Source organism: Arthrobacter sedimenti (assembly GCF_042652025.1).
In the GTDB taxonomy this organism is placed as follows: domain Bacteria; phylum Actinomycetota; class Actinomycetes; order Actinomycetales; family Micrococcaceae; genus Arthrobacter; species Arthrobacter sedimenti.
Window position 1 is genome coordinate 192,683 of record NZ_JBHSDQ010000004.1, and the last position, 12,733, is coordinate 205,415.

Below are 12,733 nucleotides of genomic sequence, written 5' to 3' on the forward strand. Positions count from 1 at the left end.
CCGTGCGGTTCGTCGTCGTGCGCTGTTGTGGAAGCTGCTGGTCCCTTCGAGTGTGACCGCTGGACCTCAACGTCCCGGCAAGCAGATGCCAAGATTCCCGCAAGATCTGCTGAGTGCCCCACCGGCAACAAGGGCGGGGATGCGGCGATGACGCCGCTGTCAGGCAAGTCACCGGAAACTGTGAAGCATAAGACATGCCCCATGCGCCTTAATACGGTAGAAGTAGAGCTATGGTCTCTCCCTCCGAATCCCGCCGTGCGGTGGTCATCGAAGATGATCCGGACATCCGCGGACTCTTGGTCCGCGTCCTGGTCAAGCAGGGCTTCGACGTCACCCAGGCCGGCGCCGGGCTGCCCGGAGTGGAGGAAGTCCGCCGCACAAAACCGGACCTGGTGACGCTGGACCTCAACCTGCCGGACCTCGACGGGCTGGAGGTGTGCAAGCTCCTGCGCGAATTCTCGGACGCGTTCATCGTGATGCTCACTGCCCGCGCGGACGAACTGGATAAGCTCACCGGCCTGGACAATGGCGCCGACGAATACATCAGCAAGCCGTTCAGCCCCCGGGAACTGCAGTCACGGATCAACGCCCTGTTCCGCCGCCGGCCGTCCCCGGCAGCGGCCTCCGCCGCACGCAGCGAGCTGGAGCGCGCCACGGAGGTGCAGCAAAGCCTGCTGCCCAAGGAGGATATCCGGGTGGACGGCTACGACGTTGCCGGCCTTTTCCGCCCGTCCCGCAGCGTGGGCGGGGACTTTTATGACTGGTACCAGACGCCGGACGGGCTCCACCTGACGTTCGCCGATGCCATGGGCAAGGGAATGGGCGCGGCGCTGATCGCGGCCACGGTCCGCGCAGTGATGCGCTCCACCGGCCTGCGGCAGGACCTGGACGCAGGGTTCGCTTCCGCCAGCAAGGCGATCGCCAGCGACCTGGACTCCTCCAACTCCTTCGTCACCTTGTTCCACGCCCGGCTTGATGCAGCGTCCGGCAAGGTCAGCTATGTCGACGCCGGTCACGGACTTGCGCTGCACGTCCAGCCGGCAGGTCCCGCGGACAGGCTCCCCACGGGAGGACCTCCGGTGGGTGCCTGGCCCGGAACGCAGTGGCCGCAGGCAGAGCTGGAGCTTGCGCCGGGCGATTCCTTGGTGGTGGTCAGCGACGGCGTGCTGGACGTGTTTGACTCGGTGGAGGACTTCACGGACGCCGTGCAGTTGGCAACGCAGTCTGCAGGGTCGGCCAATGAGGCCAGCAACTCCATCATGGCGCTCGCACCGGCGGAAACCGCCGAAGACGACGTCACTGTGGTTGTGGTCCGCCGGCTCCCCCTGGAGGTGGCAGCATGACCCGCTTCTGGACCCGCGTGGTGGTGGTCCTCACCGTCCTGACCGGCCTGAACTACATCGCTTGGCGGTGGGCGGCGTCCCTCAACTGGGATGCCTGGTGGATCGCGCTCCCCCTGGTGGTGGCCGAAACCTACAGCCTGATCGACGTCATGCTCTTCGGCATGACGGTATGGAAGCTGAAGATCCGCAAGGGCGCTCCGGAGCCGCCGTCCGACGCCACCGTGGACGTCTTCATAACCACCTACAACGAGGACCTGGACATGGTCCTCACCACCGCGCGGGCGGCGCAGAAGATCCGGCACCCGCACAGCACCTGGATCCTGGACGACGGTGCCCGGCCCGAGCTCAGGGCCCTGTGCGAACAGCACGGCCTGGGGTACGTCACGCGCAGCGAGGACTGGACCAAGGACCTCCCCCGGCACGCCAAGGCCGGCAACCTCAACAACGCCCTCATGGTGACCCACGGCGAGTTCCTGTTGATCCTGGACGCGGACCAGATCCCGGAGCCGGACATCCTGGAAAAGACCCTGGGCTACTTCAACAACCGCCGCGTTGCCCTGGTCCAGACGCCCCAGTACTTCAGCAACGTCCCCGCCTCCGATCCGCTCGGCAGCCAGGCACCGCTGTTCTACGGCCCCATCCAGCAGGGCAAAGACGGCTGGAACGCCGCCTTCTTCTGCGGCTCCAACGCCATTCTGCGCCGCGAGGCCCTGATGCAGCTGGGCCTGGTGGGCTACGTCAAGGAAACCGAGAAGAGCATCCGCCGTGCACTGGCCGCCTCCCGGGCAGCCATTAAGCAGGCCCGGAAGTCGACGGACATGGAGTCGCCCCTGGTGGCGGAGGTCCTGGACGAGGTGGAGGCTGCCACCCGCGAAGCCCAGGAGGAAGTGGACGCCGGCCGGCCCCTTAGCGAGGTGACCTACCGGGTCCGCCGCCGGGTGGACGCCGCCGTCCAGACCCTGGTCCAGGCCGACGTCGCAGCCCTGCAGGCTGACCTCGAGGAAATTGCCGCCATGGAACTGGCCCACGTGGGCGAGTCCGGCGTCCCGGTGGTGGCGGACGACGCCGTCCAGCGCATGTCCGCCCGTGATTGGTCCCCGCTGGGCGCCCTGGAGTCCGTCCAGGCCGTCCTTGACGCGCTGACCGTGGAGCGCAGCAACGAGGCCCAGCCGGTCATGCCGCTGGCCACCATTTCCGTCACCGAGGACATGGCCACCGCCATGCGCATGCACGCCATGGGCTGGGAGAGCGTCTACCACCACGAGATCCTGGCCTACGGGCTGGCCCCGGAGGACCTGAAGACCATGCTCACCCAGCGCCTCCGCTGGGCCCAGGGCACCATCCAGGTGCTCCTGCGGGAGAACCCCCTGGTGCAGAAGGGCCTCAAGCTGGGCCAGCGCCTGATGTACTTCGCCACCATGTGGACCTACCTCAGCGGATTCGCGGCGGTCATCTACTTCGCTGCCCCCATCATCTACCTGCTGCTGGGCATCCTTCCCGTCAGCAGCCTGAGCTGGGACTTCTTCATCCGGTTTATCCCGTTCATGGTGGTCAACCAGCTCCTGTTCGCCGTGGCCGGCCGGGGCATCCCCACCTGGCGCGGGCAGCAGTACAGCCTTGCGCTGTTCCCCACCTGGATCAAGGCATGCACGACGGCGGCCCGCAACGTCTGGTTCGGCCGTCCCCTTGGGTTTGCAGTCACCCCCAAGGCACGCCAAAGCGGCGGACCCAGCTGGAGCCTCATCCGGCCCCAGATCGTGGTGTCCGTCCTGCTGGCCGTGGCCACCGTCGTCGGAATCATCCGCCTGGCCACCGGACTGGCCGAGCCGTTGGGCACCTTGGTCAACGTTGTCTGGGTGGTCTTTGACCTGGTGGTCATGAGCATCCTGGTCCGCGCCGTGCTCTACAAGGGGTACGAGCCGGCCGCAGAACCTGCAAACAGAGAGGAATCCTGATGGAGTTCAGTTACGAGGTCAAAGATTCGTACGCGGAGGTCAAGGCGGACGGGCGGCTCAACATGGTCTCCGCGCCCAAGCTGCGCGAGTTCGTCACCGACGTCATCGCCGGCGGATCCAACCGGATCGTGGTCAACCTGGAGCACACGGCTTTCATGGACTCCTCCGGCCTGGGCGCGCTGATCGGCTGCCTCAAGGCCGCCCGCCAGGCCGGCGGTGACCTGCGCATCGCCGCCGTGCAGCCGCAGGTGAACATGGTCCTGAAGCTGACCAGCATGGACAAGGTCCTCACCGCCTACCCCACGGCCGAGGAGGCGTTCAGCAATGACTGAGGTGCTTGCTTCACGCAGCTTCCGCGGACCAGCTGCGGAGGACGCCATCGAGGCGGTCCACAACGACCTCGACAGCCTCTGGCTGGACGTCCCGTTCGTGAATGACATGGACCAGATGACGTTCACGACGGCCGTCATCGAGTCCGCGTCCAACATCGTCCAGCATGCGCAGCCGGCCGGGGACCGCGAGGTGGAGCTGGGTGTGGAGACCACGGTGCAGCCTGCCCTGCTGCAGGCGCGGGTCAGCGCCTATTACGCCAAGCCGCCGTTCGGCCCCATGGAGGCCTCCATTCCCGGGGACGACGCCGAGTCCGGACGCGGCCTGGCCCTGATCGAGGCGCTGGTGACCACGGTGACGTTTGAGCGCCAGGACGGAACCAACACGTGGGTGCTTTCCAGGACGTCGTCGGAAGACTGAGTCGTCACCGTCACCGCTTGACAGGGCACCGCAGCTGATCTTGAATATTACGTATGCTGAAATAACAGTTCCATGATGCGGAAGCTTGCTCGCTGCAGGCGCCGGGCAGTCCGGCATCCGCATAGCCGTCACCATGGATGCCAGCATGACACCAAGGATTACGACCAGCATGAAGCTTGCCGAATTCAACAGCGCGGATCCCACCGCGGCCCAGGCCACGCTCCGGCCGTGCATCGACATCAGCCGCTGGGTGGAGGCTGTGGCCGGGGCACGCCCCTTCGCCGGCCGGGACGAGCTCCTTGAGTTCGCCGCCCGGGCCGCCAACCCCTTCACCCCCGCCGAGGTCGAAGCCGCCATGGCGCACCATCCCCGAATCGGAGAGCGCCCGACGGCCGCCAGCACCGAAGCGTCGATGTCCCGTTCCGAGCAGGCCGGCGTCGACCCTGCAGATGCCGGGGCCGCAGAGGCCCTGGCCCGCGGGAACCGGGAGTACGAGGAGAAGTTCGGCCGCGTCTTCCTGATCCGGGCCGCCGGACGTACCGCACCGGAAATCCTGGCGGCGCTGAACCAGCGGCTCACCAACTCCCCCGAAGAAGAAGACACCATTGTGGCGCAGCAGCTGCGCGAAATCGCCGTACTGCGGCTCGAAGGACTGATCAGCGAATGAGCGTTTCCCACGTCACCACCCACATCCTTGACACCGGCGCGGGGCGCCCGGCGGCGGGTGTCGCCGTCGTCCTTTCAAAGAACGACGGCGGCACCTGGCGCGAGCTGGCAGCGTCCAGCACCGACGCGGACGGCCGCGCGAAGGACCTGGGGCCGGAGCAGCTGGAACCCGGGCACTACAAGCTGAACTTCGCCACGGGCAAGTACTACGCGGACCTGCAGACGCAGACGTTCTTCCCGGAAGTGGACCTGGTTTTCGAGGTCACCGGCCCCGAGCATTACCACGTCCCCCTGCTCCTCAGCCCGTTCGCGTACTCCACCTACCGGGGGAGCTAACCGACCGCTTCGGGGCCTCCAGGGCATCGACCGGCACCGCCTGATGTCACGGCCGTCACAATTCCCGGCATAGGATCAGGAAGTATGGCTCCTAAAAATGAACCCGAATCCGATACCGACGCCGAAGGCGGCCAGTCCGGCGGGGTCCAGTCCGTGGAGCGTGCGCTGACCGTCCTGGAGATCCTGGCCCGGGAGGGCCATGCCGGCGTAAGCGAGATTGCCGAAGAGATGGGCATCCACAAATCCACGGTGTCCCGGCTGATGGGTTCGCTGGTCACCCGCGAGATGGTCCACCAAAACAGCGAGCGCGGCAAGTACCAGCTCGGTTTTGGCATCCTGAGGCTGGCCAGTTCCATTCCCGGCCGGCTAAGCCTGGTCCACGAGGCACGTCCTGTCCTGGAAAGCCTTGCCGAGGAATTCAAGGAAACGGTCAACCTTGCCGTCCTGCGCTCAAACTACGCGGTGAACGTGGACCAGGCCATGGGCCCCTCCACCCTGGCCACCTATGACTGGGTGGGAAGCCTGACGCCGCTGCATGCCACGTCCAGCGGAAAGGTGCTGCTGGCGGCGCTGGAGGCGGACGACCGGGACCGGATCCTGAAGGAGACAGGCCTGACTGCCCGCACCGCGCGCACCATCACTTCCCGCAAGGAGCTGGACGCCCAACTGCTTGAGGTTGCGGCGAAGGGCTACGCGGTGGTGCGGGAGGAGTTCGAAATCGGCCTGAATGCCGTGGCCGTTCCCGTCTACAACCACCAGGGCATCGTGATCGGCGCCCTCAGCATCTCCGGCCCGGCTTTCCGGTTCGCCCCCGAGAAGATCCCGGGACTGCTCGAAACCCTCAAGGAAGCGGGGCTCAAAGTCAGCGCCAACATGGGCTACCACAGGCGTTAACAGAAAACGATGCCGGAGCCGACGGACCGCCTTAGGACCTGCAGCAACGCCGGCGCAGGGGAGAGCTAAACCCAGATCTGGTAGCCGGAGGACTTGTCGAAGATACGCCGGGTACTGATGCCCTCCGCCGCTATCCAGAGCACCGAGCCGTCCTCCGCAGCCTGGTCCACCACCCCGCAAGCCACGTACTCCCCGTGCAGCCACACTTCGACGCTGCGGCCGGGCAGGCGCGCCCAGTCGGCACGGAGGCCGAGGGCCTTTTTCAATGTGCCGCCGCCCTGGCCATCTTGTCCGAGGTCGTTGACATCACCTGGGGGTTCAAGGGTTGCCTGGAAGTTCACTGCTCACTCCGATCACCGGCACCTTCGCCGCTCGATTCCATCCCTGATATTTGATTGATATATCAATCTGGTTTCCGAGTATGGTCCAGGTCACAATCCAATGTCAACAGCGGCGCCGGCGCGGGTGGCCCTAGGCCTTGAAAAGCGTCTCCCGGACCGCACTTTCGAATCCGCTCACGTGGACTCGGGCAAGCTCCGCGGCCCGCTCCTCATCCCCGTCGATAACGGCGCGGAGCAGATCGAGGTGTTCATGCACGTGGCGGGACAGGTCCGGCAGCCGGTCGATCACCATGCACCAGATGCGCGTTGCCAAGTTGTCGTAGCGGATCAGGATGTCTTCGAGGTGCGGGTTGGCGGCGGCGGCATAGATGCCCTGGTGCACCCGGGCATCCAGCTGCAGCGTCTCCGTCACGGTCGCCGAGGACACATCGAACGCCTCAACCTTTTCGAGCGTGGCGCGCAGCTCGTCCCGGACGGCAGGGGAAGCCACCCGCGCGGCACGCGCCGCCGCGAGGGGCTCAAGTTGGGCACGGATCTCCGAGATGTAGGAAAGGTCGGTTACGTCCACCCGCGTAGCGAAGGTGCCCCGCCGGGGATAGGTCTTCACCAGCCGATCCAGTTCCAGCCGCTTCAGGGCCTCGCGCACCGGAGTGCGGCCCACCCCTAGGTTCTTGGCCAGGAGCTCGTCGTTCAGCAGCTCGCCGGGTTTGATCTCAAGGGTCAGCAACCAGTCGCGGATGCTCTCATAAGCAACGTCGGCCAGGGATTTCCTCCCCAAGTCGTCCGTCACCGCCAAAGCTTCGAATGCCATGCCGAGCCCTTTCTTCCCAACAAGAAAAAAACTATTGACCTCGCCTGTGACCCAGTATACGCTGGCAGCCAATCTAATATATCAGTCCGTTGCATTGGAATATATCTAGAAGGAGGAGGGTATGACCCTCATGGAAGCAGCATCAGCAACCGCCACTCTGCCGGCGCTCAAGGAAGAGCAGGCGCAGAAGTTCGTGCTGACCCTGTCCTGCAAGGAGCAAGCAGGAATTGTGCAGGCAGTAACCACGTTCCTGTTCGAGCGAGGCTTCAACATCGACGAGCACCAGCAGTTCGACGACAGCCTGCGCGAGACGCTCCACCTGCGCACCGCGTTCTCCGGCTCCCCCAACTACACGCCCGCCATGCTCGAGGAAGAGTTTGCGGGCATCGCCAGCCGGTTTGACATGAAGTTCAGCTTCCACGACCAGACCGCCAAGCGCGTCCTGGTCATGGTGTCCAAATTCGGCCACTGCCTCAACGACCTCATCTTCCGCTGGCGGGGCGGCAGCCTTGGCGGCGAACTGGTGGCAGTCGTTTCCAACCATGAAACCCACCGTGCAATGGCGGAAGCCGCAGGGCTCCCCTTCATCTACGTCCCCGTCACCCCGGACACCAAGGCCGACGCGGAGCGCCGGCTGCTGGAACTGGTGGATGAGTACGAGGCCGACCTCGTGGTCCTGGCCCGTTACATGCAGGTGCTTTCCGACGACCTCTGCCGGGCGCTGGAGGGCCGGGCCATCAACATCCACCACTCCTTCCTCCCCGGGTTCAAGGGTGCGCGCCCCTACCACCAGGCCTACGACCGCGGCGTGAAGCTGGTGGGTGCCACCGCCCACTACGTCACCGCCGACCTGGACGAGGGTCCGATCATCGAGCAGGAAGTCATCCGTGTGGACCACACCTATGGCCCGGCGCAGCTGTCCACCGTGGGCCAGGACGCCGAGGCGTTGGCCCTCTCCCGCGCCGTCCGCTGGCACTGCCAGCACCGCGTGCTGCTGGACCAGACCAGCACCGTGGTGTTCCGGTAGGCACCACTCGTCCGCAGACATAACCCGTAAAGCAGCAGGAGAGACTCCTTGGAATCGTCACCACGCATTGTCATTATCGGAGCCGGCATCGTCGGCACCAACCTCGCGGATGAACTCGTCACGCGCGGCTGGAACAACATCACAGTCCTGGACCAGGGACCCCTCAACATGACCGGCGGCTCCACCTCGCACGCCCCCGGCCTGGTCTTCCAGACCAACCCCTCCAAGTCCATGGCCCTGTTCGCCAAGTACACCGTGGAAAAGCTGCTGTCCCTGACGGAGGACGGGACAAGCTGCTTCAACCAGGTCGGCGGCCTGGAAGTCGCCACCACCGAAACCCGCCTCGCGGACCTGAAGCGCAAGCTCGGCTACGCGCAGGCATGGGGAATCGATGGCTCCATCCTCTCCCCGGCCGAGTGCAAGGAGCTCTACCCTCTCATCAACGACGAAGACATCCTCGGCGGCCTTCACGTTCCCAGTGACGGCCTCGCTTTGGCCGCCCGCGCCGTACAGCTCCTGATCAAGCGCACCGAGGCCGCCGGCGTGAAGTACATCGGCAACACCGAAGTCACCGGCATCGAGCAGTCCGGCCGCCGGGTCACCGGCGTCCAGACCCCCGACGGCGTAATCCCGGCAGACATCGTGGTCTCCTGCGCCGGGTTCTGGGGCGCAAAGGTGGGCGAGCTGATCGGTATGTCCGTGCCGCTGCTGCCGCTGGCCCACCAGTACGTCAAGACCACCCCGGTTCCGGCCCAGCAGGGCAAGAACGAACTGCCCCACGGCGCGCAGCTGCCCATCCTCCGGCACCAGGACCAGGACCTCTACTACCGCGAGCACGGCGACCGGTACGGCATCGGCTCCTACGCCCACAAGCCCATGCCCGTGGACCTGGACGAACTCGGCAGCTTCAAGCCGAATGAGATCAGCGAGCACAACATGCCGTCCCGGCTGGACTTCACCCTCGAGGACTTCCTCCCGGCATGGGAAGCCACCAAGCAGATCCTGCCGGCCCTGCGCGAAAGCGAAATAGAGGACGGCTTCAACGGCATCTTCTCCTTCACCCCCGACGGCGGCTCCCTCGTTGGCGAGTCCAGGGAACTGGACGGCTTCTTCGTGGCCGAGGCCGTCTGGGTAACCCACTCGGCAGGCATCGCCCGCGCCGTGGCCGAGCTCCTGGTGGACGGCAAGTCCTCCATCGACTTGGGCGACTGCGACATCCACCGCTTCGAGGAAGTCCAGCTGACCCCCGAGTACGTCAGCGAAACCTCGCAGCAGAACTTCGTGGAGATCTACGACGTCCTGCACCCGCTGCAGCCCAAGCTCTCCCCGCGCAACCTGCGCGTCAGCCCCTTCCACGCCCGCCACAAGCAGCTGGGCGGCTACTTCCTGGAAGGCGCCGGCTGGGAACGCCCCTACTGGTTCGAAGCCAACGCCGAGCTGCTCAAGGAGATGCCCGCCGACTGGCAGCCGCCGGCCCGCGACTCCTGGTCCGGCATGTTCAGCTCGCCCATCGCCGCGGCCGAGGCATGGAAGACGCGCACCGCCGTCGCCATGTACGACATGACCCCGCTCAAGCGCCTCGAAATCTCCGGACCCGGCGCCCTGAAGCTGCTGCAGGAACTGACCACCGCGGAAATGAACAAGAAGCCCGGAGCCGTCACCTACACGCTCCTGCTGGACGAGAAGGGCGGCGTCCGCAGCGATATCACCGTCGCCCGCCTCACCGAGGACACTTTCCAGCTCGGCGCCAATGGCAACATCGACACTGCCTACTTCGAACGCGCCGCCCGGCACCAGACAGCGAGCGGCAGCGCCGGCGACTGGGTCCAGGTGCGCGACACCACCGGCGGCACCTGCTGCATCGGCCTCTGGGGCCCGCTGGCCCGTGAGGTTGTCGGCGCGGTCAGCAGCGACGACTTCTCCAACGACGGCCTGAAGTACTTCCGGTCCAAGCAGGTGGTTATCGGCGGCGTCCCGGTGACGGCCATGCGCCTGTCCTACGTCGGCGAGCTGGGCTGGGAACTGTACACCAGCGCTGACAACGGCCAGCGCCTCTGGGACGCGCTGTGGAAGGCCGGCCAGCCGTTCGGGATCATTGCCGCAGGCCGCGCCGCTTTCAGCTCGCTCCGCCTGGAAAAGGGCTACCGCTCGTGGGGCACGGACATGACCACCGAGCACGACCCTTTCGAGGCCGGCCTCGGCTTCGCAGTGAAGATGGCCAAGGAGAACTTCGTCGGAAAGGCAGCCCTGGAAGGACGCACCGAAGAGAACTCCGCGCGGCGCCTGCGCTGCCTGACGGTCGACGACGGCCGCAGCCTGGTGCTGGGCAAGGAACCGGTGTTCTACAAGGACCAGGCGGTCGGCTACGTCACGAGCGCCGCTTACGGCTACACCGTCCGCAAGCCCATTGCCTACTCCTACCTGCCCGCCGAGGTCTCCATCGGCGACTCCGTGGAGATCGAATACTTCGGGCGCCGGATCCTCGCCACGGTCACCCAGGACCCGCTGTACGACCCCACCATGACCCGGCTCCGCGGTTAGCACCATGATCAGTTCAGAGACAATCAGCAGCTACCTCACCCGGTTGGCCGCAAAGCAGCCCACGCCAGGCGGCGGTGCTGCTGCTGCCCTGCACGCAGCCCAGGGCGCCGCCCTGGTGGCCATGGTGGCGCGCTACACCACCGGCAGCAAATACGAGCAGCACGCACCGCTGGTGCAGCGCATCACCCAGGCAGCCGACACCCTTGTCGTTGAGGCACTGGGGCTGGCCGATGCGGACGAAGAAGCCTTCCAGGCAGTCATTGACTCCTACAAGCTCCCGTCCGACACCGACGAGCTCAAAGCCGCCCGGGCGGCCGGGATCCAGTCCGCGCTCATCCAGGCGGCACAGACGCCGGCCCGGCTGATCAAGCTGTCCGGCGGCGTTGTGGACCTCGCCACCGAGCTGTTCGACGTGGCCAACCCCAACGTCATCAGCGACGTTGCCGCGGCCGCTGACGCCGCCCGCGCAGCTGCCACCACGGCGCGCGTCAACATCGACATCAACGTCGTGGCGGTCAAGGATCCGGAGGCACGCGCGCTGCTTGCCCAACAGACGGACGGCATTGAAGAGAAGGTGGTCCTGGCCGCAGATGCCCTCTCCGCCCGCGTCCGGGAAAGGATCCTCGGTTGAGCGCCGCAGAACTTTCCGGAAAGCCCTTGGCCGGTTTGTTCCAACAGAAGGTCCAGGACCAGGTCCGGTCGCTTGAACTGGACGGCGTCCGCCCGCTCGTGGCGGTGGTCATGGCCACCGCCGATGAGTCAACGCGCTGGTACGTCCGTTCCATCGAGCGGGCAGCGGAGCGCGCAGGAGTCGGCTGCCGGATCGTCGACCTGGGCCATGATGCAACGGAACCAGTGCTGGCCAACGTCCTGCGGGACCTGAGCGCTGAACCGTCCGTAAACGGCATCATCCTGCAAACCCCGCTGCCGGCGGGGGTCCGGACCGACAACCTCGTGGGCCTCATCGCTCCGGAAAAGGACATTGACGGTGCCAATCCCCTCAGCCTGGGACGCCTGGCCGTCGGTCAGCCGGCCTTTGCTCCCGCTACCGCCCGTTCCGTCGTCGAAATCCTGGACCACTACCAGGTTCCCGTCACGGGCAAGGGCGTGGTGGTGGTGGGGCGGTCCGCCGTTGTGGGCAAGCCGCTGTCCCTCCTCCTGTTGGCACGGGACGCCGCGGTAACGGTCTGCCATTCGAGGTCGGGCCCGCTGGAGCGCTACACGAAGGATGCCGACGTGGTGGTGGTCGCAGCCGGCCGCGCCGGGCTGCTGACCGGCCGCCATGTCTCCTCCCGGACCGTAGTGGTCGACGTCGGCACGAATGTCCTTGCCGACGGCTCGCTGGTGGGTGATGTGGACAAAGCCAGCGTCACCGGGACCGCAGCGGGGCTCACTCCCGTTCCCGGCGGCGTCGGCTCCGTGACCACCGCGCTGCTGCTCCTGCATACAGTGGAGGCCGCACGCCGTCAAGCGTCTTCCATGCCACTGCCGGCCGAAGCGCGGTAGGCCCAGGTACTGGAGGCCGCTGGCTAGGGAAAGCACAGCGTCAACAACGGGTGTCCCGTTTTTCGTAAAAGGTGCTTCGGTGGGCCTAAGACCTGGGGAGGTATTCCCCATCGAAGCACCGTTTTCGGAAAACGGGGCCCCGTAACGGGTGGTGCCTTCGGCGTGCCCGGGATTACCAGCCAGTACGCCTACATACTCCGTGTTTCTCGGGTCACACTCTTGACATTGAGTGTGACCCAGCGCACGATTTTGTTGCATAAAGCGAACGTTGTTGATCATCACGGAACGAAATTCGCCCGGACATGCTCCCCTCGTCCCCGGACACCACCCGGGCCGGCCTGGGGAACAGACGAACGAGTCCACGATGGCCGATCCATAAGGGGCCCTTGCCCGCGCATCGGCCGCACAAACATTGCCAGCATCCATGCGGCAGCGCTAAGTCACAGAAGGAATCTGTTTATGACTATCAAAGGTGGCAGCACCATCGATCAACGCAGCGCGGAGCGCCGGAACCTGGGGGCGACACCGGAGTCTGTCCCTGCGTCCACAAAACGGCACTCTGG

General features: G+C 65.8%; 13 protein-coding genes. 11 read left to right on the forward strand and 2 right to left on the reverse strand.

The annotated features are described in order from the left end of the window. The first annotated feature begins 230 nt into the window (after window positions 1–230). The 7 genes from ACFO0G_RS11460 (at window position 231) to ACFO0G_RS11490 (ending at window position 5,944) form a co-directional block, all read left to right on the forward strand. Complete coding sequence (locus ACFO0G_RS11460; RefSeq protein ID WP_286399616.1) at window positions 231–1,343, forward strand: PP2C family protein-serine/threonine phosphatase; 1,113 nt, start codon at window positions 231–233, stop codon at window positions 1,341–1,343. Beyond that, the gene (locus ACFO0G_RS11465) at window positions 1,340–3,298 is read left to right on the forward strand and encodes a glycosyltransferase family 2 protein (protein WP_376977708.1); all 1,959 of its coding nucleotides are present in this window, start codon (window positions 1,340–1,342) and stop codon (window positions 3,296–3,298) included. The genes ACFO0G_RS11460 and ACFO0G_RS11465 overlap by 4 nt, the downstream gene beginning before the upstream one ends. After that, the gene (locus ACFO0G_RS11470) at window positions 3,298–3,630 is read left to right on the forward strand and encodes an STAS domain-containing protein (protein ID WP_142132465.1); all 333 of its coding nucleotides are present in this window, start codon (window positions 3,298–3,300) and stop codon (window positions 3,628–3,630) included. Before ACFO0G_RS11465 ends, ACFO0G_RS11470 begins: the two co-directional genes overlap by 1 nt. Next, window positions 3,623–4,048, forward strand: a complete 426-nt coding sequence (locus ACFO0G_RS11475; protein ID WP_286399623.1) for an ATP-binding protein — start codon at window positions 3,623–3,625, stop codon at window positions 4,046–4,048. The genes ACFO0G_RS11470 and ACFO0G_RS11475 overlap by 8 nt, the downstream gene beginning before the upstream one ends. 169 nt (window positions 4,049–4,217) lie before the next feature. Continuing rightward, on the forward strand, window positions 4,218–4,715 hold the full coding sequence (gene uraD / locus ACFO0G_RS11480) for a 2-oxo-4-hydroxy-4-carboxy-5-ureidoimidazoline decarboxylase (protein ID WP_376977711.1): 498 nt from the start codon (window positions 4,218–4,220) through the stop codon (window positions 4,713–4,715). Next, a complete protein-coding gene (gene uraH / locus ACFO0G_RS11485) occupies window positions 4,712–5,050 on the forward strand; it encodes a hydroxyisourate hydrolase (RefSeq protein WP_286399629.1) in 339 nt (112 codons plus the stop codon). The genes uraD and uraH overlap by 4 nt, the downstream gene beginning before the upstream one ends. An 84-nt stretch (window positions 5,051–5,134) precedes the next feature. Then, a complete protein-coding gene (locus tag ACFO0G_RS11490; RefSeq protein ID WP_376977714.1) occupies window positions 5,135–5,944 on the forward strand; it encodes an IclR family transcriptional regulator in 810 nt (269 codons plus the stop codon). Window positions 5,945–6,009: 65 nt separating this feature from the next. Here ACFO0G_RS11490 and ACFO0G_RS11495 read toward each other — a convergent pair whose 3' ends face one another. Next, entirely contained in the window at window positions 6,010–6,285 is a 276-nt protein-coding gene (locus ACFO0G_RS11495; protein ID WP_376977716.1) for a hypothetical protein, read from the reverse strand. A 130-nt stretch (window positions 6,286–6,415) separates the two neighbouring features. Further along, window positions 6,416–7,096, reverse strand: coding sequence for a GntR family transcriptional regulator (locus tag ACFO0G_RS11500; protein WP_286399636.1), 681 nt, complete (start codon window positions 7,094–7,096; stop codon window positions 6,416–6,418). Between the two features lie 121 nt (window positions 7,097–7,217). Between ACFO0G_RS11500 and purU the strand changes: the two genes are divergently transcribed. Genes purU through ACFO0G_RS11520 form a run of 4 tightly spaced genes read left to right on the forward strand, consistent with a single transcriptional unit; the run spans window position 7,218 to window position 12,170 of the window. Beyond that, entirely contained in the window at window positions 7,218–8,123 is a 906-nt protein-coding gene (gene purU, locus ACFO0G_RS11505; RefSeq protein ID WP_286399639.1) for a formyltetrahydrofolate deformylase, read from the forward strand. A 48-nt stretch (window positions 8,124–8,171) separates the two neighbouring features. After that, a complete protein-coding gene (locus tag ACFO0G_RS11510) occupies window positions 8,172–10,664 on the forward strand; it encodes a GcvT family protein (protein WP_376977719.1) in 2,493 nt (830 codons plus the stop codon). A 4-nt stretch (window positions 10,665–10,668) separates the two neighbouring features. Next, entirely contained in the window at window positions 10,669–11,295 is a 627-nt protein-coding gene (locus tag ACFO0G_RS11515; protein ID WP_376977721.1) for a cyclodeaminase/cyclohydrolase family protein, read from the forward strand. Then, the gene (locus ACFO0G_RS11520; protein WP_286399645.1) at window positions 11,292–12,170 is read left to right on the forward strand and encodes a bifunctional 5,10-methylenetetrahydrofolate dehydrogenase/5,10-methenyltetrahydrofolate cyclohydrolase; all 879 of its coding nucleotides are present in this window, start codon (window positions 11,292–11,294) and stop codon (window positions 12,168–12,170) included. The genes ACFO0G_RS11515 and ACFO0G_RS11520 overlap by 4 nt, the downstream gene beginning before the upstream one ends. The last annotated feature ends 563 nt before the right edge of the window (window positions 12,171–12,733 follow it).

Excerpts from the sequence above, each read along its gene's own strand:
- ACFO0G_RS11460 (WP_286399616.1), top strand. The coding sequence starts at position 231 with ATGGTCTCTCCCTCCGAATCCCGCCGTGCGGTGGTCATCGAAGATGAT.
- ACFO0G_RS11465 (WP_376977708.1), top strand. The coding sequence starts at position 1,340 with ATGACCCGCTTCTGGACCCGCGTGGTGGTGGTCCTCACCGTCCTGACC.
- ACFO0G_RS11470 (WP_142132465.1), top strand. The coding sequence starts at position 3,298 with ATGGAGTTCAGTTACGAGGTCAAAGATTCGTACGCGGAGGTCAAGGCG.
- ACFO0G_RS11475 (WP_286399623.1), top strand. The coding sequence starts at position 3,623 with ATGACTGAGGTGCTTGCTTCACGCAGCTTCCGCGGACCAGCTGCGGAG.
- uraD (WP_376977711.1), top strand. The coding sequence starts at position 4,218 with ATGAAGCTTGCCGAATTCAACAGCGCGGATCCCACCGCGGCCCAGGCC.
- uraH (WP_286399629.1), top strand. The coding sequence starts at position 4,712 with ATGAGCGTTTCCCACGTCACCACCCACATCCTTGACACCGGCGCGGGG.
- ACFO0G_RS11490 (WP_376977714.1), top strand. The coding sequence starts at position 5,135 with ATGGCTCCTAAAAATGAACCCGAATCCGATACCGACGCCGAAGGCGGC.
- ACFO0G_RS11500 (WP_286399636.1), bottom strand. The coding sequence starts at position 7,096 with ATGGCATTCGAAGCTTTGGCGGTGACGGACGACTTGGGGAGGAAATCC.
- purU (WP_286399639.1), top strand. The coding sequence starts at position 7,218 with ATGACCCTCATGGAAGCAGCATCAGCAACCGCCACTCTGCCGGCGCTC.
- ACFO0G_RS11515 (WP_376977721.1), top strand. The coding sequence starts at position 10,669 with ATGATCAGTTCAGAGACAATCAGCAGCTACCTCACCCGGTTGGCCGCA.